This is a genomic window from Paenibacillus sp. FSL H7-0737, from assembly GCF_000758545.1.
GTDB lineage: Bacteria > Bacillota > Bacilli > Paenibacillales > Paenibacillaceae > Paenibacillus_AQ.
The window spans coordinates 861,832-887,559 of record NZ_CP009279.1; the positions used below are offsets into that span (position 1 = coordinate 861,832).

Consider the following 25,728-nt stretch of genomic DNA (forward strand, 5'->3'; position numbering starts at 1 on the left):
GCATCTATGAAAAAGCGCGCGTTATGGAAAGATATTTTTCGTGAAATTAGGCATACCAAAGCCCGATTTATTTCGATTTTTGCAATTATCATGCTGGGCGTTAGTTTCTTTTCTGGCATCAAGTCAGCCGGTCCAGATATGCTGGATACAGCCGGAACCTTTTATCAAGAGACGAGACTAATGGATCTGAAGGTGCAGACCAACTATGGTTTGACCAAAGATAACATAGATCTGCTGAGCGATGTACCGGGGATCGATGAAGTCCAGCCGGGTTACAGCGCAGATGTGTTCAGCGGCGATAATGCTTTGATACTCAAAGTCCATTCTTACAATTCAGATAAACCTCTTAACCAGTACAGTATGATTGAAGGACGTCTTCCAGAGGATTCCGGAGAAATCGTATTGGATGACAAGCTGGCTGGAAAGTATGCGCTGGGCGACAAAATAACGTTCAGCGGAGCTGGAACAGATGCGGAGTTGTCGAACAACTTTGAGACATTGAATTATACTGTTGTGGGCTTTGTGCGAAGTCCTCAATTTATTGAGAAGAGTACCCGGGGCACCAGCGGAATTGGTAAAGGGACGGCGGATGCATTCGCAGCGATCCCAGAGTCGGATTTTAAGCTCCCGGTCTATACGGAAGCCTATCTATCCTTCAAGGATACAACCGGAGTGAAGGCTTATTCACCAGAGTATGAGGGATTGATCGAACAGCATACCAAGTCAGTAGAGCAGGCGATGTCCAGTGTGCCGGAAGCTCGGCTTGCGGAGATGCGCGCGGAAGGCGAGAAAGAGCTGTCCAGTGGACGAGGCAAGGTGGCCGCCGCCGAGAAGCAGCTCGCCGATTTAAAGCGCCAGCCAGAAGTGGTGCAGCAGGGACAAGCTGCAAACATGAAAGCCATTGCTGATGGGCTGGTCTCTGCCAAGGCGGAACTGGCTGCAGGGGAGCAAAAACTTGCAGAACTAGGGCTCCCGAAGGTCTATGTCACAGACCGAAGTGCCAATCCGGGATATGCCGAATATAAAGACAACGCTGATCGATTGTCGGCAATTGCAAGTGCTTTCCCGGTATTCTTTTTCCTGATTGCTGCGCTGGTCAGCTTGACGACTATGACTCGAATGGTCGAGGAGCATCGTTTGCAGATCGGGACACTTAAAGCGCTTGGGTATGGCAACCGTGACATTATGGCCAAATTCTTGGTTTATGGTACACTTGCCAGCTTGACGGCTTCGGTTGCGGGACTTGCGCTCGGTTTTACCATGTTTCCAACCATTATCTATAATGCGTACAGTTCGCTTTATAATCTGCCGGATCTTATCAAAAGCTTCTATCCGTCGTATTCCATCATTTCCATTATAGTGGCGCTTATCTGCACTACATTGACGGCTTGGATTGCCGCACGTGTAGAGCTGCGTAGCAATTCTTCTGTGTTAATGCGTCCGAAGGCGCCAAAGAGCGGGCAGCGGATTCTACTGGAGAGAGTTACGTTTGTATGGAAACGGCTGAGCTTTGTTCAGAAAGTTACCGCACGGAATTTATTCCGCTACAAGCAGCGGATGTTCATGACTGTGTTCGGTGTGGCCGGCTGTACGGCGCTAATTCTGACCGGGTTTGGTCTTAAAGACTCGATCGGCAGCATTGCCCCTCAGCAGTTCGGCACGATTATGAAATATGATGCACTTGTAGCGCTGCATGAAGATGCGTCTGCTGATGTGCGGGATGCCTACGAGCAATTGATCACTGGCGAGTCCACTATAACTGGATCACTAAGTGTGGCACAGGAAACGATGAAAGCGCATGGCAGTGGTGTAAATGATCAGGATGTGCATATGTTCATCCCTGCATCTGTTGATGCGATATCCGATTATGTGGAGCTGCGGGATCGAGTGAGTGGAGAAAAACGCACGCTTTCGGACGAGGGCGCTATAATCTCGGAGAAGCTGGCTAAATTATACGGGCTTGAACCCGGCGACCAGTTGAATGTGGTGGACAAGGATAACGAGACATTCAAGATTAAGGTCATAGGGATTACAGAGAACTATGTAATGCACTATGTTTATATGACACCTGCGTATTATTCTTCCGTATTTGGACAAGAACCGGTGTTTAACACAGAGCTGCTGAATTATACCACGCACGATAAAGCATGGGAGGACAAGTTCGGCGAGAAGCTAACGGATAATGAGGGAGTGGCCGCGGTCAGCTTTTCCAGCAACGTAGGTACTGCCTTTGATGACACCATGAAGAGTATGGATGTTGTAACCTTGGTACTCATTGTATCGGCTGCTGCTTTAGCTTTTGTCGTCCTCTACAATTTGACCAATATTAATGTCTCTGAGCGGATCAGGGAACTATCAACCATCAAGGTATTGGGATTTTATGATAAGGAAGTAACGTTGTATATTTACCGCGAGAATATGCTGCTAAGCCTACTTGGCATTGTAGCCGGATCGGGTCTTGGCATTATATTGCACAGCTTCGTCTTGAATACAGCTGAGCTGGATGCGACGATGTTCGCGCCGATTATTAAGTGGCCAAGCTATGTGTATGCCGCGCTATTAACACTGCTGTTCTCAGGCATAGTCATGGCTTTCATGCATATTAAGCTCAAACGGATTCATATGATTGAGGCGTTGAAGTCGGTAGAATAAGCGGAGCTTCCACACCAAAAACAAAAGTTGATCCTACTTAAACACAAAGGACCGCTTCGAACAGCCATTGTTATGGCTACTCGAAGCGGTCTCTTTTGCTTTGAGAGGAGATGGAATCTTTTAACGTGAGCCGATCGATAACTTCATATGCAGGATAGGAAAAGGATTCCCCTGTTCATCCAGTGCAGAACGCTCAAAAACTTGAAAACCCATATGCTCATAGAAACCTAAGGCCTGCGGATTTTGTTCATTTACATCAACGTAGCGTACGTTCAGTGTCTGAATAGCATAAGCAACGAGCGATTTACCAATTCCTTTTCCCATTGCAGTAGGTTCTACGAATAGCATTTCAATCTTGTTATCCTGAATCCCTATGAATCCAAGCGATTGGTCATGGTCATCTATAAAAGCAAGCAGATGACTTATATGCTCCATCCCTTGTATAACCAGTGGCCGCAACGCATCAATGTCCTGTTCAGACAGGAATAGATGTGTATGCCGCACAGATAACTCCCAAATATTCAGTAGACGGTATAAACATTCTTCATTTCTAGCGGTGATTGGTTGTATCGAGTCCATGTCTTCCCTCACATTTCCACTTAATTCGAAGAAGATGAAGCTGCAGCCGCAGCCGACGCAGCCGCAGCCCCAGCAAGAGCAGCCTGCTGTGCGATCACAATATTAGTGATGCTGGTGGAAAGCATCGAGGTTACAATGCCGCTTTGCACATCCTCTACATATTTGAAGGCTACCAGCGCAGCTGACAGCAGTAGCAATTCCTGCTTTACAATGGACCAGCTGCCAAAGCCTTTTTTGGTACGCAGTAATTCGAAGGTCTCTGAGACTTCCGTAACCATGTCCTTATTGTTGGAGGAGAGCAAAGTTAGCACGCCCAGCGAAGAAAGGGTATATTCCTTATCTAACCGGATGCCATGTGCACGGAACGCATCTCGTAATGCCAGTACACGATCCGCTGCTTCTGAAGCTTCTTTTCCAAGAACCAGTACCTGTGTCAGAGCTTGCACACTGTTCCCCGACATAAATTCAGGCTTTAGTGTAGTGTAAAGCTGCTCCATCCGGTCGATGCCGCTGTCCACGTCGATATCGGAAAGGCCGAGCATGGCAGAGAAGATATAATCATCATGTCCGGTAAGGAAACGGTGCTTCGCTTTCATGCTATCGTAAAACATCTTTGCGCGTTCTACCGTACGCTGATACTGATCTGTTGTCGTATTAGCGGCGATTTGATAAGCGGCAACGACGAGATAATCAGAGGCTCTAAATTTGACATCCTTCAATAAGTCATACACGGTCAGCGTGTTAGCAAGCTGTTGTTCCTTGTCAGCAGAAAGAGAGAGCATAGTAGCAATACTGATTGCCGAGTTCCCCCTAAACGAAGAAAACATTCCGGTATTTTCTTTAATAAGCTCGTGGCTCGCACGAATCGCATCCTCATCTGCCCTTTTATTCTCTGCTGTGTACAGTAACCCCGCCAAACGGCTAACCATTGCATTATGCCAAGGAAAAGCCTTTTTGATCCTCTGCGCGTTCTCTGCGAACAATTCAACCCTTGCAGCATACTGCTCGTTCATTGGATACACCCCTCTGTTATCTATAATTCATAATATTACGAAAATTTTCTGAGTTGGATTCATTTGTTTGGGGTGTTTATTGTTTTTAGATCATAAACAGCTCTTTAGCATACCGTTTGCCTGACGAAAGAAGGCTGTCGCTCAGTTCAGGGTCATTTACAGTCCTTGCAAGAACTAGAGAGCCAACCATGGTGCTGAACAGTGCGCTACCTTTGGAGGGCTCAATTCCCGCCAGATCGGAGATAAAAGCAATCATCCGCTCTAGTTCCTGGGTGAATACTTGTCGAACTTCTTCGGAAGAATGAGATATTTCGGCAGAAAGGGCAGGGATAATACAGCCCATCTCCGTTTTGTCGCGGTGATACGGACTTAAATAATAGTCAATGACCGCATTGATTTTGGGGTTCTGCTCTTCCTGGTCCGCGACCTTCTGCAAAAGTGCGATGGTATCGCTGATGGCATACCGGCAGGCTTCGGCGACGAGTTGTTCTTTGTTGTCGAAATGTGAATAAAACCCCCCGTGAGTCAATCCGGCTCCCTTCATAATGAATGGAACACTTACATCATGAATGCCATGGGTGCGAAAAGCCTGGGCAGCACTTTCAACAATCGTATTCCGTACTTTTATTTTATGGCCTTTGGGATAGGGCATCATAATCACTCCATAGCTTCATAATTCTACTTTTAAAATATTATATGCATCATAATAAAGCCTGTCAATTTAACGATTCTGAGCACTGTCTGCTTATGAAAGGATAAACACGGTTGTTGACGGTTTTAAAATATGATGGTAATAATATATTACGATCATCATATTTTAAAATAGCAGGTACAGGAGGTATCAGGAGATGGGGAAACTTGAGTTCGTAGAAACGTTGGTCATTGGATCAGGTCCGGGTGGGTATGTGGCGGCGCTGCGATCTTCACAACTTGGAATGAGAACGGCGATTGTTGAACGTAATCAGCTAGGTGGGGTCTGCACTAATGTTGGGTGTATTCCCTCCAAAGCATTAATTGCTGAATCCCATCGTTACGAGTTGCTTAGACCGTTCAGCTCTGCGGATGCGGCAGTGTCATTTAAGAATGCTCAGGATTTCAAGCAAGGAATTGTGAATAAGCAGGCAGGTGGAGTTGGCTATTTATTAAAGACTGCAGGTGTGAGCATTTTGGAAGGGGAGGCCAGATTGGTCGATGAGCATACCGCTATTATCAGTCAGTCCGGACAAGAGCAAAGCATTTCTTTTAAAAATGCCATCTTAGCCACAGGATCACGTCCGATTGAGCTGCAAGCCTTTCCCGTTGGCGGACGTGTTTTGTCTTCGACAGAAGCTCTGTCGCTCCGTGAAGTTCCAACTAGCCTAGTAGTTATTGGCGGTGGATATATAGGCGTTGAGCTGGGGCAAATGTATGCCAAATTTGGAACAACGGTAACGATTCTGGAGGGAGGAGATCAAGTGCTGCCTGGATTTGAGGCGGAGCTTGTGAGCCCTGTTGGAAGGCAGTTGAAAGCTGATGGGATTAAGATGATTACCGGAGCGACAGCTGTGAACGTAGTGCAGAGTGCAGACGCCATTACACTGCATTATTTGAAAAATCAGGAGCAGCTGCATGTGACAGCGGAATATGTGTTAGTCACTGTCGGCAGAAAACCAAATACAGACGGTGATTTAGGGCTGGACCGTATAGGTTTGCCAGTGACGAGCAGGGGTTTCATTGAGACAGATGAACAGTGCAGAACGGCTATCCCGAATATTTTTGCAATTGGGGATATTACGTCGGGTCCAGCCCTTGCTCACAAGGCGTCCTATGAAGCTAAAATTGCGGCAGAAGCCATTGCCGGTCTTTCCTCCGAGGTTGATTATAGAGCCATTCCGCTTGTTGTTTTTTCTGATCCAGAGCTGGCCAGTGTTGGCTTAAGTGAAACAGAAGCAAAGGCAAAAGGCATCCCGCTGGTTATTGGCAAATCTTCTTTTGGGATTAACGGGAGAGCATTGGCCTTGAGGGAAACGGAAGGGTTCGTCAAAATTGTAGCGGACCCGATCTCGGGAATCGTTATGGGTGCCCAAATTGTTGGAGTAGAAGCATCTACACTGGTGTCGGAGCTTGCCCTTGCCATTGAGATGGGAGCAACTGTAGAGGACTTGGCGATGACCATTCACCCTCATCCCACATTGGGAGAAGTGATTATGGAGGCTGCCGAAAATGCGGCTAAAAAAATGGTAAGGGGAGAGAGTGGGAAATGAAGATAAAAGCAGGTTTATATATTGGAATTGCGATTGCGTTAATCGTTGGAGGTTCTCTACTTGCTATAAAAGGAAAGGATGCTGTCAGTCAAGCTGAGAGCAGGAAACAAGGGATTCTTGATGCAGAGCAAAAGACTATATTTTATCAGAACAGTCCAGGGTCAATTGTAGAGGTCCGTGTGGCTGTAGGTGATTCTATAAAACAGGGAGAGGTATTGTTCAAGGTTAAATCCGCTGAAGAAGGAGAAACAGATGTACTCGCGCCGGAGGACGGATCGGTCAACAGGATTGTTGTAAAGCCGGGAGATCAAATACAGCTAGGAATGCCAATGGCGGTTTTGCAAAAAAACAACTTTTATACAGACCTTTACATACAGGAGAGCGAAATCCAAAAGCTAAAGGTGAATCAAAGTATCGACGTTCATTTTCCGTATTTGGACCATAAAGCCGAGGTGACGGGTGTGGTTACTTCCATCGCAGCCGCCCCTCAATTTGCGAGCTTACGCATGTCACGTGAAAAAGGGCAAGCCGATTTAAGCATGTTTCTTGTCCGTATAGCTATGGATGCGAATGCTGATTTGCTTCCGGGGATGACAGCGGAGGTGAAGCTCGATGAAATCACTGATTGACGAGTGGAAGTACGTGGCGGGCAGTAAGTATTTACGCCTGATTTTTATTGGTCCACTTATCGCGGCTATATTTTTTGGCTTGATGTTCTCGAAGAATCAAATCAGCGAATCGCATGTTGTAGTCATTGATGAGGATCACAGCTCGTATTCACGACAGCTGATCTCTAAAATAAATGCTTCTCCATATATGAAGGTAACTAATGTGTATGCCAGCTCCTTAGATCCAGAAACATTATTGGCAAATGAGCAGGCTGTCGCGGTCATCACCCTTCCCAAAGCGTTAGGGCTGCATCAGCAGCAGGGGATATCAACGAATCTCGGCATCTTAATGGATAACACCATGCCATCAGGTCTAACCGGCATCCGAACTGCGATTCAGGAAGTCATCCAGACGGAAAATATGACTCTTTCTATGACCCGTCTCCTCCAAAAGGGGATGGATGCCGAAACCTCTAAAGGACTTGCTTCTCCGTTGTCCCTGCAGCAGCGGATGTTGTTTAATCCGACCACAAGTTATGTGAGCTTTATGGTCATTGGATTTGTGAATATTGTGGTGCTGATGATTACAACAAGCGCAGCAGGTTCAATTGCCCCTCGCTTACGGCAGGAGGGTAAACTTTTTGCAAACGGGAAGTCTCCTTGGCAGATTTGGGTTCGTAGTGTACCTTACGCTGTTTTATCAACGATCTCGCTGCTCCTGTGTTATGGCTTGTTAAAGCAGGTGGGGGAAATGCGCTTTGAAGCAGAGCCTTATCTTTTTATTATTCCGCTGTTTGTGTATGCCTTTGCTCTGTCACTTATGGGCCTGTTGATTGGTTATACTGCCAAAGACGTATCCAAAGTTAATTTACGAACTAATTTCGTATTGTATCCGTCGTTTCTTGCCACTGGAATCCAATTGAGCCCATTAGCGTTTCCGGAGTTTTTTCAAATTTCCGCTTGGGCATTGCCGATGAACTGGCTTAATCGCCTTATACGCGGAATGGCTTTTCGGGATGGGGCGTTAACAGCCTACAGTCAGGAGCTGGGAGCACTGCTGATCATTATTGGTGTTGTATCCTTATTCATCGGATTGCTGGTGCTCAGAGAGGCGAACAAACCCGAGGTTCAGCTCTCGAAATCAGTCCCAGCTTCAGTAATCTAATCTACTCTAGTCGTGCAAAACGTTGTTCTGTTTTATTAAGATGCTTCACCCGTTCTTCTAAGCTGCGATCTGACATCCCGGCATAATTATACCAACGGAGGTTCTTCCGTATTCCCATTTTGCGGAAGGTCCCTCTGAACAGAATTTTGGTGATGGGGTTGCCAAAAATCCAGCGATAAAAGAAGTCGGGCGTGTTCATTACGGTCAGCAGTGACACTCCTTTAAGATTCGTGAGCAAGCATTTGAAGGGCCGTCCAGGTTTAATTTCCTCGTAGACAATACCTTTTGCGAATACCTTATCAAGAAAGCCTTTGGTGAGAGCGGGCATGGCCTCCCACCAAATGGGGAATAGGAAGACGATATGATCTGCTGCCATAAGCCGTTGCTGATAATTGGCGACTAGGGGGTCGGTGGTTTTCTTTTGTCGCCAAGCAGCAAGTTCTTCGCGCGACATGACTGGATTAAATCCATCGGCATGCAGATCGATAAGATCAATCGTATGACCTTTGGTGGTAAGACCTCGCATTACGGAGGCTAATAAGGCTGCGGAATAGCTTCGCTGATGTGGGATATTCTCGGACGCTGATGCTCCGTATGGATGATCAAAAATAACTAAGACATTCATATAAATACCTTCTCTTCGTTTTATTGTTTCCTAGAAATTAAATATTAACTATGGAAACAATAATACGTTTTAAGTTTCCTTATTGTCAATATTATTTCTAGGAAACTTTATTTATGAGCTGTGTCTTGTTAAAATGAGCATAAGATGAATTTACGAGGAGACTTAACAGTGACGCATTCTTTCGAGAACTTACCTAATAAGGATATTATGATAAAAAAATTGATAGATATGATTCCCCAATTACAAAAGCGATTTCAATCGGAGGATGATGAAGAGAAGGCGTGGTTGATTCAGAACTGTAGTAATCCTCTTATCATTGATTTCCTCCAAGACTCCACAGTCATGATGCTGCATGTAATCGATGCAATTGGACAGCTTGAGCCGGTGAATGGCACTACCATTTCGAAGCATTTCGGAATTCCGAAAGGTAGCGTGTCCAAAATCACTAGAAAATTAGTTCTGCAGCAAATTATTCGCACGGAGTTTCTCCCCGATAATAAAAAAGAAGTGCTGTTTCTTACAACACCTCTTGGAAAAGAAATATTCGATTTGCATCAAGCACTACATAAGGAGATGAATAAAGGGATAAATCGGTTTCTACAGAGATATAACACAGATGAATTGTTATTTCTGAACCAAGCGTTCGAGGATACTTTAGAAGCATCATGGGTTCATCCGGAATCGGTTGCTGAAGAAGAACCATTAAATGCTGGAGAATCTTTTGAGGCAATGGAAATCGATGAAATGAGTCAAATCGTAGACATGCTTAACCAACTTGATACACGCAATCTTAAGAAAGCTAAGGCCATTCTTCAAGATGTGTTTTTTACCTCTTTTGAGTAGCTTTATAATTTCTGATAGTGAGTTAAGAGTTGCTCTAGCTTATCCTGAATCATTTGTTTCAAGCCTTCAGGCTTCACCGCTCTAACATATTGACCATAACGCATGAAATAATTAGCTAGAAATTCTTCTTCGCCTGGATTATAGAATCCTTTTATGACTGTTTTCGGGCCAGCTTCTATTTTCATAGAGGGGTAATGCTCTTTATAAAAAATATCTTTGGCTTGCTCCGCAATCTCAATTTCAAAGTGAATACTGTTCTCGGATTGATAAAATTCTAAGGAACGATTAAGAAGTTCTTCTATAGAATAGCGGGCTGAGCTTTCCTCTACTTCAATGAAGGTTATTCGATCACATCTAAAAACTCTATATGTATTCGTATTTAACTCTATTCCAGTAGCATACCATTGACCAAACTTCGCGGAAATTCTGAAGAATTGTACAGGGTAGCTTTTTGTCTGGTTATTTTTTGTGTATTCAATGTTACAGGCACATTCATTTAGAATACTTGCCAGGATTTTATCTAAAAAACGACTGACATGCTTATGCTGATACATTTCGAATTGTAGAACTTTTTTCATTTTATGAATCTGGTTGATTTGTGTACTCGATAGACAGTGCTCGAACTTTTCGTTTAGCTTATTAACACTTAAATGAAAAGGTGTAGATTGATAAGATTCTAGCGTCAGCATAGCAAAGTACAGTGCATAGACTTCATCTATCGTGAAAATAATAGGGGATAATAATCTATTTTTCAAAATACCATAACGTCCGTGTCTTCCATGTTCCGCAAAAATAGGCATACCCAATTGTTCTAATGAAGTAACATCACGTAGCGCTGTGCTTTTCGAAATATTGTATTTCACCATAAGGTCACTTAGATTGAAAAACTCTCGTCCGTTTAAGTATCTCATCATGTCATTTAAGCGTTCTGATTTCTTCATATAAAAAGCTCCTTATTAAGGTGTCATGTTTTGATACCTTTATATATGATAATAAGTTTAAGATCACATATCAAATATACGAAGGAGATTTACACTATGAGTACAACATTAGAAGTAGCTATTTTCTTATCGATGAAGGGAAGAGCCAAGGAAGCTATAGAATTTTACAAAAAGCATTTTAATGCAGAGGAATTGTTACGTGTTACCTATCAACAACTAGCAGAACGTGACAGCTCCATACAGCTTACGGATGAAAATAAGGATTATATTACTCACTCTGTCCTGTTAATCGGAAAAACAAAAATAATGATAGCAGAAGATACAATGAATACGAATGAGAAATATACAGTGGGTAATAACACTTCATTATGTATTCAAAGTGCTGACCTAGAGGAAATTGAACGCTTCTATAGTAGCTTAATCACGGATGAGCGCGTGAAAATTATTGCTCCTTTATCTAGTAATGTGTTTAGTAAAGCCTACGGTATCATTGAAGATGCCTTTGGTATTCAAATTCAACTCATGTTTGATGAAAGATTACATTAACAACTTTGCTTCTAAAGTAAACCCAGTTCACCGTTTAGCTGATCATAATTCAGGGATTATCCTGATGTTGGTCGGCTTTTTTGTATGTATTGATGGCTATTTTTTATGAAAAATATTGAATTATTATGCATAAAGATGTATAGTGTTTTTTAATTAACGTTAATTAAGTAAGTAAGGGATGTGGAATGTCTTGACCAAAAACAAGTTGAAAGAAGTAGCGATGCGACTATTCGGAGAGAAGGGTTACGAGGGTACGGCTCTCTCTGAAATTACGAAGGAAGTTGGCGTGAAGACTCCGGCGATCTATGCCTTTTTTGAGAATAAAGAGGATTTGTTTATGACGGTCTTTCGTGAGGCTATGCAGTCCTATAACACTTATATTCAAGAGCTGTCGGAAGAACAGAAAGTACTGAGTGCCCAGGAAAGTCTACGAGGCATATTGTCTAGACAGTATGAGTTCTATCAGAAGAGTCCTGAAGCAAGCAAAATTGTGCTGAGGTATGTGGTCTTCCCACCGGCATTCTTAAAGGAAACGATTGAGGAAGCATTCCTAGAGTCCGACGCGATGCTGACGAAGATCATTGAACAATTCATCTCAAAAGGGATGGAAGAGGGCGTAATTCGCGATCAATCCGTGCAGCTTCTCACAGATGCTTTTCTCAACTTGATGGATGGATTAAGCATGCAGTATTTCTATTACACTTCTAAAGGAATTTATGAGCGTAAGCTAAACCATGCGTTTGAAATGTATTGGAAGGGTGCGTCCTCATAGCGCTACAGAAGAAGATAACAACAAGGGGATGGGGAGAATGGCAGAAGTAAGTGAAGTAAAGGGGAACGAGCTTAGCTCGGGGGATTTTGAGAGAGAGCCGGTTCCAGCGCATTTGCGTAAAAAATGGCTATCTATGTCGCTCGTCTGGATCGCCATCGGGATTGACCTATCAGCGATGTTCTTGGGTGCTCAGCTTGGCAATGGAATGAATCTGACGGATTCACTCACAGCAACAATAATCGGTTCGTTAATCCTAGGGGTGATCGGAGCGTTATGTGCGTATGTAGGGGCGAAAACAGGGTTATCGACATCGATGATCTCTCGGTTTCTATTCGGAAATGTGGGTGCACGTGTCGTAGCGGTTATCCTCGGTATTTTCTCACTCGGTTGGTTTGGGGTGCAGGTCGGGTTCTTCGCTTCGAATATGCAGACTGCTTTTAGTCAATTATGGGATATTCATCTGTCCTTAGGGGTGCTTTCATTCATAGGTGGGCTTTTGATGATGTCGACAGCTATTTGGGGATATCAATCTATTGAACGACTAAGCACCTGGTCCGTACCATTGCTTATTTTGTTTATCGGAGTGGCTATTTATTCCGCGTTCCACACCAAAGGAGCTTCAGCCGTGTGGGAACCGATTAGCGGAGCAGCGATCCCGATGGGGACAGCGATCTCGCTTGTTATTGGTATCTTTATTGTCGGCACGGTGCTTTCACCGGATATCGCTCGTTGGGCGCGCACACCGAAGCATGCTATAACCGCGGCCTTTATCGGCTTTTTTGTGGGTAACAGCTTTATGACGATTGTAGCTATTTTCCTATCTCGAATTATGGACACAGATGATCTGACGAATATTTTCATTGCGCTAGGACTTGGTCTTCCAGCCATTATCGTCTTAACCCTTGCCCAATGGACGACAAACACGAACAATTTATATTCTGCTTCGCTAGGGTTCTCTGTCGTGTTCCAAAAGGTTCCGAAAAAGCTAATTACTATTGTGGCAGGTATCTTTGCTACGTTGCTTGCGGTATTTGGCATCTATGATAAGTTTTTATCTTTCCTAAATATTATTACGGTGTTTGTCTCTCCAATCGGGGGGATCTACACGTCTGAATTTTTACTTGTGGATCGAAAAAAATTCACTTTTGAGGGTCTGGATCGCAACAAAAACTGGGTGATTCGCTCCTTAGCGGTATGGGTTGCAGCTACGTTGTTCGCTTTTATGACAACCGCAGCGCCAGATGGATTTGGATGGTTCCAAATCACGAGCGTACCGGCATTAGATGCGTTTATGTTCGCCTTTATCGTGCAGTGGATTGTCGGCAAAATCATGACAAAGAAGGGATAACAACATGAGAAATCACAAACTAACAGAATTAAATGAACAAGCGGTGCAATACATTGCTGTTGGTGCAGCCGTTCTTGGAACAGGCGGGGGCGGTGACCCGCATATTGGTAAATTGATGGCGATGGAAGCCATTCGCAAATATGGTCCTGTTCGTTTATTAAGTCCTGAGGATCTGGAGGACGATGCATTGGTTGTTCCTATATCCATGATTGGCGCACCTACGGTTATGAATGAGAAGATTCCTTCGATTCAGCAAATGATCAAGCCTTTGGATATGATTGAGAAAGAGCTTGGACGCAAGGTGAGCGCCATTATGCCGATTGAGGTCGGTGGCGGTAACTCTCTGGTTCCCGTAATTACGGCTGCGGAACGCAATATTCCTATCGTAGATGCGGATGCCATGGGACGGGCTTTTCCAGAATCGCAAATGGTGACATTCTACTTGGACGGTATTGACTGCAGTCCGATTACGATGGCAGATGAACGCGGCAACGGTGTGCTTATGCATGCAATCGACGGTGTTTGGGAAGAGCGGATGGCGCGTGCGGTTACGATTCAAATGGGCGGATCAGCTTCGATTTGTGATTATCCGGTAACTGGAGCGCAGGTAAAGCAAAGTGCAATTCCACATACCTTGACGCTTGCGTATGAAATCGGAAAAACATTGTTCGAGTCCAAGGAATTGAAGCAGAATCCAATTGAAATGCTGCTGAAGCAGCTGAATGGATATGCGTTGTTCCAGGGGAAGGCAGTAGACATTCGCCGTCGTACAGAAGGCGGATTTACACGCGGTGAAGCGATCTTCGAAGGTACAGATGCTAAAAAGGGACGTACGATGACTTTGTTCTTCCAGAATGAGTTCCTTCTTGCCACAGAAGATGGACATTCAATTGCTATTACTCCTGACCTGATCTCTGTGCTTGACCAGGATACCGGTATGCCAATCACGACTGAGAATTTGAAATACGGTGCCCGGGTGAGTGTGGTTGGTTTCCCTTGTGATCCGAAATGGCGTTCACCAAAGGGCCTCGAGACGGTAGGTCCACAATATTTTGGCTATGATGCACCTTATGTTCTAATTGAACAATTGGCAGCAGAGAAAGGGGGAGCAGAGTAATGTCTCATACGAATGTAGACAACATGGAAGAAATATACCGCATTGGGATTGATGTCGGCGGGACAAATACAGATGCAGCCTTGCTCGACTCCAAGTTAAACACCATTCATACGATAAAAGTGCATACCACACGTGATGTGAATGAAGGCATTACTGAATCCATCCGTCGTTTGTTAGCAGAGAGTAGTGTGAATCCGGCGCAGATTCGTTATGCAATGCTCGGAACTACGCACTGTACGAATGCTATTGTAGAGCGCAAGCACTTGGGGAAAGTCGGCTTGATTCGAATCGGGGCACCGGCAACAACTGCGGTTCCTCCACTTGCGGATTGGGACGATACACTTAAGGCAACGGTTTGCCCACATGCTTATGTTGTTCATGGTGGATATGAGTATGATGGCCGCACGATTGTTGAAACGGATGAAGAAGAGATTCTAGACTGCTTTTTGAAAATGAAGGGTGAAGTCGAAGCGGTTGCGATCTGTGGTGTGTTCTCCCCAGTGAATACCTCGCAGGAGAAACGTGTCGAAGAACTAGCAAAGCAAGTACTTGGCGCAGATATGCCTGTGACGTTATCTCATGAGATTGGAAGTATTGGATTGCTCGAGCGTGAGAACGCGTCGTTGCTGAACGGCGCATTACTTAACGTCATTGCTGGAGTCGTAAAGGGCTTCGAAGAGGCGCTTCACACTTATGGAATTGACGCGAGCCTATACATCTGTCAGAACGATGGAACACTGATGTACAGTGAATATGCGCTTCGTTACCCGATTCTGACGATTGCTTGCGGTCCGACGAATTCCATTCGGGGTGCGGCACACTTGTCAGGTCTGAATGATGCACTTGTTGTTGATATCGGTGGCACCACGACAGATATCGGCGTCTTGATGCAAGGCTTCCCGCGTCAATCCTCCGCTGCGGTTGAGATTGGCGGCATTCGCACGAACTTCCGCATGCCGGATATCTTATCGATCGGGATCGGCGGCGGTACAATCGTTCGCTTAGATGAAACGCAGGATCAGGTAACAGTGGGTCCGGATAGCGTGGGGTACGAGCTATTGAAGCGCGGCCTCATCTTTGGTGGTGATACGCTCACAGCAACCGATGTGGCGGTGAAGCTTAATCGATACGAGTGGAAAGATGCGCAGACAGAGGTACTTGATGAATCGATCTGCAAGAGAGCGGATGAGATCATTACGCGGGATATCGAGGAAGCGATTGATAGGATGAAGACAAGCTCAGATCCTGTTGACGTCATTTTGGTCGGTGGCGGAAGTATTCTTGTGGCAGACAAGCTTGAAGGTGTATCACGGATTGTAAGACCGGATCACTATGATGCTGCGAATGCAATTGGCGCTGCGTTAGGTGAGGTGAGCGGGGAGACAGAGCGGATTTATTCCCTGGACGAAATGTCTTATGATGAAGCTAAGGAAGATGCCCGCAGCCATGCAATAGAGCAAGCTGTTCTAGCCGGTGCAGATCGCGATACCGTTCAGATCGTATTGTCTGAGGATATTCCGATTGCCTACTTGCCGGGCAATGCTTTGCTGGTAAAAGTAAAAGCGGCTGGACGTTTATAAGATGATTATGGATCTGCCTTGAGGAGTAAACTCTTCGAGGCGGATCTTTTTTCTTACACAATGGTATGACCAGAAGAAAGGGGATTTAGAATAGCTGTCGAAGTGGGTTATGTACATATTTTAACGATGGGAGAGAGGACAATGAAAGTGATTAGCACATTAGAAATCGTAGATGTACAGACTGGGGAACGTACTGCGCTCCGCTCATTTGATTATTTAATCGAGGCACCCAATTGGACTAGCGATGGTAAGCGTCTTATTTATAATAGTCGAGGTTGTCTCTATTCGTTCGACATCGCAACCTGTGAGCTTGTTCAAATTGACTCGGGGTTTGCTGCGGAATGTAATAACGATCATGTTCTGTCTTTTGACAACACTAAGATTGCAATTAGTCACCATACGAAAGAAGATGGTAAATCTCGTATATATATTCTTCCCATGGAGGGTGGCGAACCGGTTCTAGTTACACCGAATGCTCCAAGTTATTTACATGGTTGGTCTCCAAACGGTGCTGAGTTAGCTTACTGTGCAGAGCGCAAAGGTCAGTATGATATTTATACCATTCCAGTAGACGGGGGAGTAGAGGTACAACTGACGGATTCGCCTGGGCTGGATGATGGGCCTGAATATTCACCAGATGGTGGACATATATGGTTCAACTCGGTGCGTACAGGGCTGATGCAGATATGGCGAATGAATGCCGATGGCACTGAGCAAACACAGATGACTTTTGATGAGAGTAATAACTGGTTCCCGCATGTATCGCCAGATGGTCAGACGATAGCCTACCTGAGTTACCGTAAAGGAGATGTAGATCCTGGCGATCACCCTGCGAATAAGGATGTTGAGATTCGATTGATGGCAAGCACGGGAGGAGATCATCGCACACTAGTACAATTGTTTGGAGGACAAGGTACGATTAACGTGAATTCGTGGTCTCCGGATAGTAAGCGCTTGGCGTTTGTAAGTTATGTGGTGGAGGAATAGGAATAAAATACCGATAGAAATTATAGTATTTTTATTTATATATAAATGGGGGAAAAGTTGGATGAAGAGGATTTTTAGTGTTTTGCTAATTGTATTACTGGTTATACCAGCGCTCGGCACTACAACCTTTGCGAGCAGTACGGTGAAGGCTAAGGTAACCGAGAGCAGTACATATTTTGACGGAGAACAAAGGGATCTGAACGGATTCAATATCTCGAACAACAATTATTTCCGGCTGCGCGATGTAGCGGAGTATTTCTCGGGAACAGCCAGTCAATTTGATATCACTTGGAATAAAGCAAACAATGCGATAGAGATCATAACCGGGCAAGCCTATACTCCCGAAAAGAAAGCTAGCAGCAACTATTATAGTCGCAATAGAAATTATTCAGCTACGCTGTCGACCTCTAAAGTGCTAGTGAACGGACAGCTACAGTCGATTACGGCGTACAATATTGACGAGAATAACTATGTTCAGTTGCGAGATTTGGCGGTGAAAATTCCATTCGATATCGAATATGACGTTCAGTCTGATCGAATATCCTTGTTCTCAAAAGTTCCAGATCATGCTTACCGGGTAAAGACGGCGGTGAAAACCGAAAGTAACGCTGTATCTTCTTATTTTCCCAGATGGAAAAGTACGACCACTTCCTATCTCGTGAATAATAATGATGGGACTGTAAGTGTCCTTGAGGCGAATAAGGAAGTTACGATTGAATCATATAATGAGAAGTTTGAACTAACTGGAAATAAGAGTATCCCTTTTGAGCTTCCGATATTTGGTGGTTTCTATAGTGGGGAGAAGTATAACTATATTGCTTTTGGACAAGAGAATCGCGAGGAGAATGATAGCAAAGAAGTGATTCGTATTGTCCGTTATGATAAAAGCTTCAATAGAGTAGATAGTGTCTCCATTAAGGGTGGCGAGAGTTATACGGTTAGCCCTTTTGATTCTGGCTCTGGTAGTATGGCCGAGGCTGGTGATACGCTTGTATTCCACACTTCACGTACAAGGTACACGACAGAAGATAAACTAAATCATCAATCCCAGCTGACCATTATCGTGAATACCCAAACTATGACAGTGACGAATGATCTGGGAAGATTCCAGAAGAATCATGTCAGCCACTCTTTTGATCAATATGTATTGTTTGATGGTGCTACGCATGTTCTAGTGGATCATGGTGATGCCTATCCTCGTTCGATTGTGCTGAATAAAGGAAATGGAACCAGCTATAACGAGGTAGACCTGTTTAATATCCCCGGCAAAATTGGAGCGAACACCACAGGCGTTTCTATAGGCGGATTTGAGATGTCTTCGGCGAACTATATTGTCGCTATGAATACGATTGACCATTCGCTTGTCAAAGAATATACGTCTTATGAGATGGTGGGACTAGAGAAGGATCAGAGAGATATCGTTCTTAGTGTTCTACCAAAAGCCAACCTGTCTAGCACAGCAGTGAACCACATCACCTTGGCTAAATATGTTGGTACGAACCAGATCGCTTCCATTCCTAAATTGGTGAAAATAACAGACGACAAAATGATGGTGCTGTGGCAGGAGTTTGATAAAGAGAATCATCCGGGTGACCTGAAATATGTTCTTATAAATGGAGAGGGTGCAACCACTGGCGGTATCCAAACGATTAAGAACTTTGTACTATCAGAAAGCAGCCCTATTGTTAGCGGCGACAAAATTGTATGGTATACCAACAACAAAGGATCCCGACTGTTTTATTCGATCCCATTAAGTTAACAGATTCAATTAATAACAAAGTGGGTAAATTAGACTATAAGTTATAAATAGGACCTTCTAAATAGAAGGTCTATTTTTTCACGCAAAAATCACATCATCCCATGGAGGTCGCTATGCATCGCGTAAATCTAAACCAGGAACAATTCAACCAACAGGTGATTAATCACGCCTCCTTTGGAATCGCCCTTTTATCGCCAAATGGTTTGATTCTGACCATAAACCCAGCCTTTGAACAGATTTTTGGTTATTCCATTGAAGAGTTTGAGGATATGCGGTTAGAAGACCTTTCTCACCCCGAGGATTTCGGCAACCTTCATGATTTAAAAGCCCTCTTGGGTGAGGAAACAGAAGTGCAGATGGAAAAGCAGTTTATCACAAAAAATGGAGATTATATTTGGGGACAGCTTACTCTCCACTTATTCAGCGACGAGTCGAACCAGCCAGCATATTTCATTTGCCAGATCGTTAACATTACAAAGCAAAAGGAATCCGAGCAACGCCTTCAGGAGTCTGTTGAACGGTATACGTCGCTTAAAAAATACAACCATGACGCCGTCATTTCCTTTGACCTTGACGGTCGAATCATTAACACCAATAGTATGACGGAAAAGTTAACGGGCTACTCCATCGAGTCCGAGTTGATCGGGATGAAGCTTGCGAGTCTGATTGGAGAAGAGAATGTCCAGCGCATTCTGGAAAGAGCCCTTTACGATAATACGGTTGAGCAGTATATCAATAAGCTTGTCACTAAGGACAGCGAAGTAGTTGAAGTGCTCACCAGTATTGCACCCATTTATGTGAACAATCATAATATCGGATTTTACCTTATATGCAAGGATATTTCCGAGCAAAGGCAATTGTCGCTAGCTAAGGAAGCTGCAGAGTCCACGAATAGAGCTAAAAGTGAGTTCCTGGCTATGATGAGTCATGAAATTCGCACTCCCATGAACGGGGTGATCGGCATGACTGATATTCTGCTTGAAACAGAGCTCAATGAAGAACAACGTGAATATGTAGAAATCATTCGCAAAAGCGGAGGAATCCTGCTCAATATAATTAATGATATCCTTGATCTTTCAAAAATTGAGGCAGGCCGAAGCGAGCTACAAGAGGATACATTCGATCTGCGAACTTGCCTCAAGGACAGCTTTTCTGTTATCGCAATAAAAGCTGAACAAAAACATCTGGAGCTCACCAGCATCATAAATCATGACGTTCCTGAATTTATTTACGGTGACGAGGAACGCTTGAAGCAAGTGTTCTTGAACCTGCTAGGCAATGCTGTGAAATTCACACCGGCGGGCAGCATATCGGTAAAAGTGAGGCTTGTAAAGGAAGATCCCTCCCTGTTGGCCTTTACGGTAACTGATACTGGGATTGGAATTGACCCTGAGCGGCTTACCGACGTTTTTGAACCGTTTGAGCAGGTTGATAGCTTTATGATGCGTAGACACGAAGGCACTGGCCTTGGGCTTGCCATCAGCCGTAGAATTGTCGAAATGATGGGTGGCGAGATCTATGCGGAGAGTGACGGCAAGAACGGCACGTCGGTTACCTTCACCATCAGACCCAAGAAATCAGTCGTAAATCCCATTCAAGAAACTAGCAGTGACAAGCTTCATACCGCACGTGAGGCTAGCATTTTACTTGCTGAAGATAATTCTATCAATGCACTAGTGCTGACCAAAATACTCGAAAAAATGGGTCACAGCGTTACCACCGTCACAAATGGTAAAGACGCTGTTGAAATAGCACGGAAAGAATCATTTGATCTTATTTTATTAGATCTTCACATGCCGATTATGAACGGCATAGATGCTATGAGGATATTAAAAGATGAGCATAGGGAGAACTGTCCGCCTATCATCGCGGTTACGGCCAATGCCTTGAAGGGCGACCGTGAAAATTGTTTGGCTGCTGGGATGGACGAGTATATCAGTAAGCCTATAAGACGTGAAGTCATCGTAAAGATGTTAGATCAGTTTGTGAGCTAATATAAAACAGCATAATATCTCAATGATTTTATCCCCTTTAGGTGAACGTGAAAAGCGCTATTTCATTACTGTTACACTTGGAGGGGATTACTCTATCCATTGAATTACATAGCAATGAACGTTATACTTTGATGAGAAATACGGACCCGCTTATCCTTTAACAGATCCGTCCTTAATAGGGTAGGGATCTTATTTTTCGTAGGTATAATTTCATTCAGATATGGAGGCGTAACCTTGCAGCTAATTAATCAATCCGAAATACAAGAGAGGATCGACCTGCTTAAAGATCAGGATCTATATATCCATCTTGAGATGACGACGGGAGCATACGCTGCCCATTTCGATAGTTCTAAGCACCCAGCGGCTACTTTCATTACTAATGCTGTGATCCGATATTCTCATGGTTCGATTTCCGGTCATGGACCTTATCGCGTAGGCCTAAAAATGTCACAAGGCTGGGTGTACTCGGAAGGACTAACTCACTATGAAGAGAGTGAGACCGAAAGATTAATTCTGGCCGGTCATGACAGCCAAGGCAAACTGGTCGTATCCTTGCAACTAAGCCGGGAGCCGTTCTAATGGTAGAGGAGATGAGGAGTTCAGTGGAAAGACATATTCTAGTTATATTACCGCATCCGGATGACGAGGCCTTCGGTATATCCGGAACGCTTGCCAAGCATGTGCAAAACGGCACCCAAGTCACCTACGCTTGTCTGACACTTGGAGAGATGGGCCGGAATATGGGCGTGCCGCCATTTGCGAATCGGGTAACCCTCCCAGAGATCCGTAAAAAGGAGCTGGAAGAATCCTGCCGAGCGATTGGAATACAGGATTTGAGAATGCTTGGTTTCCACGATAAAACGATTGAATTTGAAGATCAAGCTCTGCTCGAGGGCCATATTGATGCGCTTCTGAAGGAGCTTAACCCCTCACTGGTCATTACATTCTATCCGGGGTACAGCGTTCATCCCGATCATGATGCTACCGGAGCTGCAGTGGTTCGAACGGTTGGAAGAATGCCCAAGGCAGAGAGACCTCCTGTTCACTGTATAGCTTTCGCGAATAATATTGAAGAGATTGGAAAGCCTCAGGTTATCATTGAAGTGAAAGATTTCCTGAAGCAAAAGATGGCATCCATTCAGGCGCATAAATCCCAATTCCAAGCCGCTGAACTGTTAGGTAGCAAAACGCTAGAGGATAAAGAAATCCAAGATCGTTTTGGAACAGAGCATTTCTGGATCTATCCATTTGAATGATATTTTCATGAACAGACCTTTTAAGCGGCGTTCAGTTGTCGGTGTCTTACTGATGACAGATCGTCGTTTCTCTATGGTAAATATTCAACTTTTCAGAGAGGCACGATGGGGATTGTAAGTGAGGTCTTAAGCAGTGGGTAATTTGACCTAAATAATTACTAATGAATATCCGATATAGAAGATATTATCAATTGAAAGGTGATTATATGCGGATAGGTCACAACACCACATCTTTAAATAGTTTGAACAGATTAAATAAAAATAATAAATCTATTACAAGTTCACTAGAGAGACTATCATCTGGACTTCGTATAAATATAGCAGCAGATGATGCTGCGGGATTAGCGATTTCGGAGAAAATGAGGGCACAGATTCGTGGGTTAGCTCAGGCGGAGAGGAATACACAGGATGGTATTTCACTGATTCAGACCATGGAGAGTGGACTAGGAACTATACAAGATCCTAATCTGCTAAGATTGCGGGAGCTTGTATTACAAGCTTCAAATGATACATTAACAAATTTTGATCGAACATTGATTCAAAAAGAAGTTGAGCAGATAAAGCTTGGGATAAATGATATTGCTAATAACACTCAATTTAATGGGATTTATTTATTGAATAATGACCTCGAAGTAAACACGAATATTACCCCAGTACAGGGCAATATAAGTACGAATTGGACAGCTAACATACCTGCCAGAGATTTATCTAAGACTTCGGATGGAGGTTACGTCGGTATAAGAATTCCCGGTAATAATCCTTTCAAATTAGATAGTATGGGTAATCTGATTTGGTCACAAGCAATTTCTAAGATCGATGTGTATAGTATCAAAGAATCTAGTGACGGTGGTTATATTTTATTAGGAAATGATTTCTCAGCAGGGGCACTTTCCGATCAAAAGATAAATATAATTAAATGGGATGGGAATTTGAATGAGCAGTGGAGAGCAGGAGTATCTGGCGTCTACTCCATTATGGGGAATGAAGTAATTGAGACTAGTGACGGTTCCTTTATTGTGGCAGGGACGGGTTCCGGTATTCAAAATTGGGATGGTCTTGTGGCTAAATTTAATAGTAGTGGTGTGCAACAATCCACCTCTATAGTTGGTTCTTCACAATCCAATCCTGTTGGCTATGGAAGCGAAGAATTTAACTCTATTATTGAAACTGCCGACGGCGGTTATTTGGCTATTGGTTCATCAAGTCTCAAACTAAATGGTTCTTATACCGATAAGTCAAGCTGGGTTGTGAAATATGATAGTAACTTAAACCCGTTATGGGACACACGTGTCGGGGCTGCTGGGGATGATGAAGGTTACCGCGCCATCGCAACCAGTGATGGAGGGGCCATAATTGTTGGTTCCTATAACGACTCTACTAAAACTAGTGGATTAATCTATAAACTAGACAGTAGTGGAAACGTATTGTGGGAGAAGAATATCTCAAATGAAACTTCCAACTCCAGTCAACTGACTAGCATTACAGAAATGAAAGATGGGAATTACATCGTTGGAGGAATAGTAGATAATAATTATCGTCTTTCCATTTTTGATCCACAGGGAAATGAATTGGCTAATGTTAATCTAAATGGTGGGGGCTCTACGGATAGATTAAATAACATTATTAGTAATGATGACGGAAGTTATACTTTTTCGACTACAACTGGGATAACAAATTTCAATGTATCTTACGGATCAAACCCTAGTACCACATATGATTACAAAACAGTAAAACTTCAGGTGGGAGCAAACTCTGGGGATAACTTCGCTGTTAAATTAACAGATGCTAGAACTACTGCTCTGGGAATTGCGGATATAGATCTTTCAACTAGACAAGGTGCCGAATTAGCGATTTCGAAAATAGACAAAGCTATAAATACCGTTTCATCCAAGCGTTCAATGTACGGCGCGTATCAAAATGCATTAGAACATATCCATAATAACCTAACCAATTACGAAGTAAACTTAACAGCAGCTGAATCACGAATAAGAGACGGGGATATGGCAAAAGAAATGATGAACCTTACCAAGTACAATATCTTATCTCAAGCATCTCAAGCCATGTTGGCTCAGGCCAATCAACAGCCTCAAGGCGTATTACAGTTGTTAAAGTAAAAATGTTTAATAGAGTCTATGCCATTTAGGGCATGGGCTTTTTTAAAATTTGTTGTTATTTGTTTATCAGTCCTATTAGATAACTCTAGAAAAGGAATAGAAATGATTTACAAAAAAATACACAAAGACTATTATATTTCTATAGGTAATTATATCCTTTTTTTCCTAAACAATTGTTCGGACTAAATAACTGGAGGATCAAATGAAAAAGCACGACAAAATCATTTCCTTCATCTTCATACTTGTTATGATGGTGACGGCTATTTACTGGGCCATTTCGACTCAGAGCTGGACCATGCTGGGCACCCTCGCTTCTGTGGTCTGTTTCGGGCTTTTTGCGCTATTGGGGCTCCGTACTATACCTGTATTGACGGATTTTGTTTTGACGAATCCAGCACCTGAAGTGACTTGGAAGAGTAAGGAGCAGGATAGAAGACAGGCTTGGCTTTATATTATTGGATGGATATTGGCGAGTCGTATCCTGCTTATGCTCATCGGGTATTCATTTTTGATCATACAGAATGGCTATTCAGGTGGTCTGCTTAGCAAAATGGCAGAGACTTGGCATATCTCTGGAATCGATGCTTCTAGTTATTTGGGCATTGCTGAGAATGGATACGTGACCGAGGGTGATGCGAGATTCCATATCGTGTTCTTTCCCTTTTTTCCAAATTTAATAAGAGTGGTTCAGGCATTCGTAGGGAATTATCTCGTTTCTGGATTCATCGTTTCAAATATCACTTCAATTGTCGCAGCCCTGGTCGCTTATGAGCTTGCTGCACTAGACATGCATCGAAAGAATGCCATGCGGGTCGTGAAATACATTTTCATATTCCCTGCCGCGTTCTTTTTCTTCATTCCGATGACCGAGGCTCTATTTCTGGCATTATCTTTGATGTGTTTATATTTTGTGAGAAAAAAGGAATGGCTGATCGGATGCTTATGCGGTGCACTTGCAGCTTATACACGTTCTCCCGGAGTGCTTCTGATTGTACCGGTTGCGATTGAATTTGGACGGGATCTGATGGGCAACTATAAGCTATTAAGTAAAAAAGTCTTTATACATAGAATCATCAGCGCTGTATGTTTTCTCGCTATCATATCAACGGGCTTGCTGGCCTATCTGTTTATTAATTATCACGTGACGGGAAATGCGTTTCAGTTCAGTATTTACCAGAGAGAGCATTGGTCTCAGCGGTTTTATCTCTTTTTTGATACGGTAAGATATCAGATGGAATACGCTGTGGGCACCTTTAAGAGTGGAGATAGCCGTTCTTTTCTCGGCTTATGGCTGCCTAACTTAATCGCTATATTCTCAGCACTAATTATCATGTTCATGGGTGCAAAAAAGATACGACCTTCATACACCGCCTATTTCATCGTGTATTTTGCGTTCGTAGTGGGAGCTACCTGGCTGCTGTCAGCCCCGCGGTATTTGCTTGTTGCATTTCCACTAGCTTTTGCTGCTGTCGCGATCACTGAAGAGAAATCAAAGGATGCTATCATTACTGTAGTTTCTGTTGCGGGGAGTCTTTTGTATTTAGCGATGTTTGTGGCAGGATATCCAGTGTATTGAGGACCCTTTC

22 protein-coding genes are annotated in these 25,728 nt (G+C 43.7%); 17 read left to right on the plus strand and 5 right to left on the minus strand.

Annotated features, from left to right (window positions below; all coding sequences use genetic code 11):
* Window positions 1–6: 6 nt before the first annotated feature.
* The gene (locus H70737_RS03775; RefSeq protein ID WP_042184897.1) at window positions 7–2,652 is read left to right on the plus strand and encodes an FtsX-like permease family protein; all 2,646 of its coding nucleotides are present in this window, start codon (window positions 7–9) and stop codon (window positions 2,650–2,652) included.
* A gap of 120 nt (window positions 2,653–2,772) precedes the next feature.
* Here the strand turns inward: H70737_RS03775 and H70737_RS03780 are convergent, their stop codons facing one another.
* From H70737_RS03780 to H70737_RS03790, 3 genes are all read right to left on the minus strand, one after another.
* Entirely contained in the window at window positions 2,773–3,231 is a 459-nt protein-coding gene (locus H70737_RS03780) for a GNAT family N-acetyltransferase (RefSeq protein WP_042184899.1), read from the minus strand.
* Window positions 3,232–3,251: 20 nt separating this feature from the next.
* The gene (locus tag H70737_RS03785) at window positions 3,252–4,244 is read right to left on the minus strand and encodes a DUF4003 family protein (protein ID WP_042184901.1); all 993 of its coding nucleotides are present in this window, start codon (window positions 4,242–4,244) and stop codon (window positions 3,252–3,254) included.
* Window positions 4,245–4,329: 85 nt separating this feature from the next.
* Window positions 4,330–4,896, minus strand: a complete 567-nt coding sequence (locus H70737_RS03790; protein WP_042184903.1) for a TetR/AcrR family transcriptional regulator — start codon at window positions 4,894–4,896, stop codon at window positions 4,330–4,332.
* 196 nt (window positions 4,897–5,092) lie between these two features.
* Here H70737_RS03790 and lpdA point away from each other — a divergent pair, with 196 nt between their 5' ends.
* From lpdA to H70737_RS03805, 3 genes are read left to right on the plus strand one after another with little or no spacing between them, the layout of a single operon-like run.
* Entirely contained in the window at window positions 5,093–6,487 is a 1,395-nt protein-coding gene (gene lpdA / locus H70737_RS03795) for a dihydrolipoyl dehydrogenase (protein WP_042184906.1), read from the plus strand.
* Window positions 6,484–7,116 carry a biotin/lipoyl-containing protein gene (locus H70737_RS03800; protein WP_042184908.1) on the plus strand — a complete coding sequence of 211 codons (633 nt, stop codon included), beginning with the start codon at window positions 6,484–6,486 and terminating at the stop codon, window positions 7,114–7,116. Before lpdA ends, H70737_RS03800 begins: the two co-directional genes overlap by 4 nt.
* Window positions 7,100–8,260: an ABC transporter permease gene (locus H70737_RS03805; protein ID WP_042184909.1), complete on the plus strand. Its 1,161-nt coding sequence runs from the start codon at window positions 7,100–7,102 to the stop codon at window positions 8,258–8,260. The genes H70737_RS03800 and H70737_RS03805 overlap by 17 nt, the downstream gene beginning before the upstream one ends.
* 1 nt (window position 8,261) lies before the next feature.
* On the opposite strand, the gene H70737_RS03810 is transcribed toward H70737_RS03805, so the two are convergent.
* Entirely contained in the window at window positions 8,262–8,885 is a 624-nt protein-coding gene (locus H70737_RS03810; RefSeq protein WP_042184911.1) for an NAD(P)H-dependent oxidoreductase, read from the minus strand.
* A 168-nt stretch (window positions 8,886–9,053) separates the two neighbouring features.
* Between H70737_RS03810 and H70737_RS03815 the strand changes: the two genes are divergently transcribed.
* Window positions 9,054–9,728: a helix-turn-helix domain-containing protein gene (locus H70737_RS03815; protein WP_231573382.1), complete on the plus strand. Its 675-nt coding sequence runs from the start codon at window positions 9,054–9,056 to the stop codon at window positions 9,726–9,728.
* A gap of 2 nt (window positions 9,729–9,730) precedes the next feature.
* Here H70737_RS03815 and H70737_RS03820 read toward each other — a convergent pair whose 3' ends face one another.
* On the minus strand, window positions 9,731–10,669 hold the full coding sequence (locus H70737_RS03820; RefSeq protein WP_042184913.1) for a helix-turn-helix transcriptional regulator: 939 nt from the start codon (window positions 10,667–10,669) through the stop codon (window positions 9,731–9,733).
* Window positions 10,670–10,765: 96 nt separating this feature from the next.
* Between H70737_RS03820 and H70737_RS03825 the strand changes: the two genes are divergently transcribed.
* From H70737_RS03825 to H70737_RS03880, 12 genes are all read left to right on the plus strand, one after another.
* The gene (locus H70737_RS03825) at window positions 10,766–11,215 is read left to right on the plus strand and encodes a VOC family protein (RefSeq protein WP_042184915.1); all 450 of its coding nucleotides are present in this window, start codon (window positions 10,766–10,768) and stop codon (window positions 11,213–11,215) included.
* 190 nt (window positions 11,216–11,405) lie between these two features.
* Window positions 11,406–11,987, plus strand: coding sequence for a TetR/AcrR family transcriptional regulator (locus H70737_RS03830; RefSeq protein ID WP_042184917.1), 582 nt, complete (start codon window positions 11,406–11,408; stop codon window positions 11,985–11,987).
* A gap of 37 nt (window positions 11,988–12,024) precedes the next feature.
* Window positions 12,025–13,335 (plus strand): cytosine permease, encoded by a 1,311-nt coding sequence (locus H70737_RS03835; RefSeq protein WP_042184919.1) that lies wholly within the window; start codon window positions 12,025–12,027, stop codon window positions 13,333–13,335.
* Between the two features lie 4 nt (window positions 13,336–13,339).
* Entirely contained in the window at window positions 13,340–14,452 is a 1,113-nt protein-coding gene (locus tag H70737_RS03840) for an S-methyl thiohydantoin desulfurase family protein (RefSeq protein ID WP_042184920.1), read from the plus strand.
* Window positions 14,452–16,032: a hydantoinase/oxoprolinase N-terminal domain-containing protein gene (locus tag H70737_RS03845; RefSeq protein ID WP_042184922.1), complete on the plus strand. Its 1,581-nt coding sequence runs from the start codon at window positions 14,452–14,454 to the stop codon at window positions 16,030–16,032. Before H70737_RS03840 ends, H70737_RS03845 begins: the two co-directional genes overlap by 1 nt.
* A 141-nt stretch (window positions 16,033–16,173) precedes the next feature.
* Window positions 16,174–17,019 (plus strand): TolB family protein, encoded by an 846-nt coding sequence (locus H70737_RS03850; RefSeq protein ID WP_231573383.1) that lies wholly within the window; start codon window positions 16,174–16,176, stop codon window positions 17,017–17,019.
* Between the two features lie 61 nt (window positions 17,020–17,080).
* The gene (locus H70737_RS29645; RefSeq protein ID WP_052404150.1) at window positions 17,081–18,778 is read left to right on the plus strand and encodes a hypothetical protein; all 1,698 of its coding nucleotides are present in this window, start codon (window positions 17,081–17,083) and stop codon (window positions 18,776–18,778) included.
* Between the two features lie 113 nt (window positions 18,779–18,891).
* Window positions 18,892–20,772, plus strand: a complete 1,881-nt coding sequence (locus H70737_RS03860) for a PAS domain S-box protein (RefSeq protein WP_042184924.1) — start codon at window positions 18,892–18,894, stop codon at window positions 20,770–20,772.
* Window positions 20,773–21,006: 234 nt separating this feature from the next.
* Window positions 21,007–21,351, plus strand: coding sequence for a YojF family protein (locus H70737_RS03865; RefSeq protein WP_042184926.1), 345 nt, complete (start codon window positions 21,007–21,009; stop codon window positions 21,349–21,351).
* Between the two features lie 23 nt (window positions 21,352–21,374).
* Complete coding sequence (gene bshB2, locus H70737_RS03870) at window positions 21,375–22,028, plus strand: bacillithiol biosynthesis deacetylase BshB2 (RefSeq protein WP_042193301.1); 654 nt, start codon at window positions 21,375–21,377, stop codon at window positions 22,026–22,028.
* A gap of 191 nt (window positions 22,029–22,219) precedes the next feature.
* Window positions 22,220–24,142: a flagellin N-terminal helical domain-containing protein gene (locus tag H70737_RS31445; RefSeq protein ID WP_042184928.1), complete on the plus strand. Its 1,923-nt coding sequence runs from the start codon at window positions 22,220–22,222 to the stop codon at window positions 24,140–24,142.
* A 202-nt stretch (window positions 24,143–24,344) separates the two neighbouring features.
* The gene (locus tag H70737_RS03880; RefSeq protein ID WP_042184932.1) at window positions 24,345–25,718 is read left to right on the plus strand and encodes a hypothetical protein; all 1,374 of its coding nucleotides are present in this window, start codon (window positions 24,345–24,347) and stop codon (window positions 25,716–25,718) included.
* Window positions 25,719–25,728: the final 10 nt, after the last annotated feature.

Bases quoted from the DNA above. Each gene is read 5' to 3' on its own strand.
- H70737_RS03775 (WP_042184897.1), top strand. From the start codon at position 7: ATGAAAAAGCGCGCGTTATGGAAAGATATTTTTCGTGAAATTAGGCAT.
- H70737_RS03780 (WP_042184899.1), bottom strand. From the start codon at position 3,231: ATGGACTCGATACAACCAATCACCGCTAGAAATGAAGAATGTTTATAC.
- H70737_RS03785 (WP_042184901.1), bottom strand. From the start codon at position 4,244: ATGAACGAGCAGTATGCTGCAAGGGTTGAATTGTTCGCAGAGAACGCG.
- H70737_RS03790 (WP_042184903.1), bottom strand. From the start codon at position 4,896: ATGCCCTATCCCAAAGGCCATAAAATAAAAGTACGGAATACGATTGTT.
- lpdA (WP_042184906.1), top strand. From the start codon at position 5,093: ATGGGGAAACTTGAGTTCGTAGAAACGTTGGTCATTGGATCAGGTCCG.
- H70737_RS03800 (WP_042184908.1), top strand. From the start codon at position 6,484: ATGAAGATAAAAGCAGGTTTATATATTGGAATTGCGATTGCGTTAATC.
- H70737_RS03805 (WP_042184909.1), top strand. From the start codon at position 7,100: ATGAAATCACTGATTGACGAGTGGAAGTACGTGGCGGGCAGTAAGTAT.
- H70737_RS03810 (WP_042184911.1), bottom strand. From the start codon at position 8,885: ATGAATGTCTTAGTTATTTTTGATCATCCATACGGAGCATCAGCGTCC.
- H70737_RS03820 (WP_042184913.1), bottom strand. From the start codon at position 10,669: ATGAAGAAATCAGAACGCTTAAATGACATGATGAGATACTTAAACGGA.
- H70737_RS03825 (WP_042184915.1), top strand. From the start codon at position 10,766: ATGAGTACAACATTAGAAGTAGCTATTTTCTTATCGATGAAGGGAAGA.
- H70737_RS03835 (WP_042184919.1), top strand. From the start codon at position 12,025: ATGGCAGAAGTAAGTGAAGTAAAGGGGAACGAGCTTAGCTCGGGGGAT.
- H70737_RS03840 (WP_042184920.1), top strand. From the start codon at position 13,340: ATGAGAAATCACAAACTAACAGAATTAAATGAACAAGCGGTGCAATAC.
- H70737_RS03845 (WP_042184922.1), top strand. From the start codon at position 14,452: ATGTCTCATACGAATGTAGACAACATGGAAGAAATATACCGCATTGGG.
- H70737_RS03850 (WP_231573383.1), top strand. From the start codon at position 16,174: ATGAAAGTGATTAGCACATTAGAAATCGTAGATGTACAGACTGGGGAA.
- H70737_RS29645 (WP_052404150.1), top strand. From the start codon at position 17,081: ATGAAGAGGATTTTTAGTGTTTTGCTAATTGTATTACTGGTTATACCA.
- H70737_RS03860 (WP_042184924.1), top strand. From the start codon at position 18,892: ATGCATCGCGTAAATCTAAACCAGGAACAATTCAACCAACAGGTGATT.
- H70737_RS03880 (WP_042184932.1), top strand. From the start codon at position 24,345: ATGAAAAAGCACGACAAAATCATTTCCTTCATCTTCATACTTGTTATG.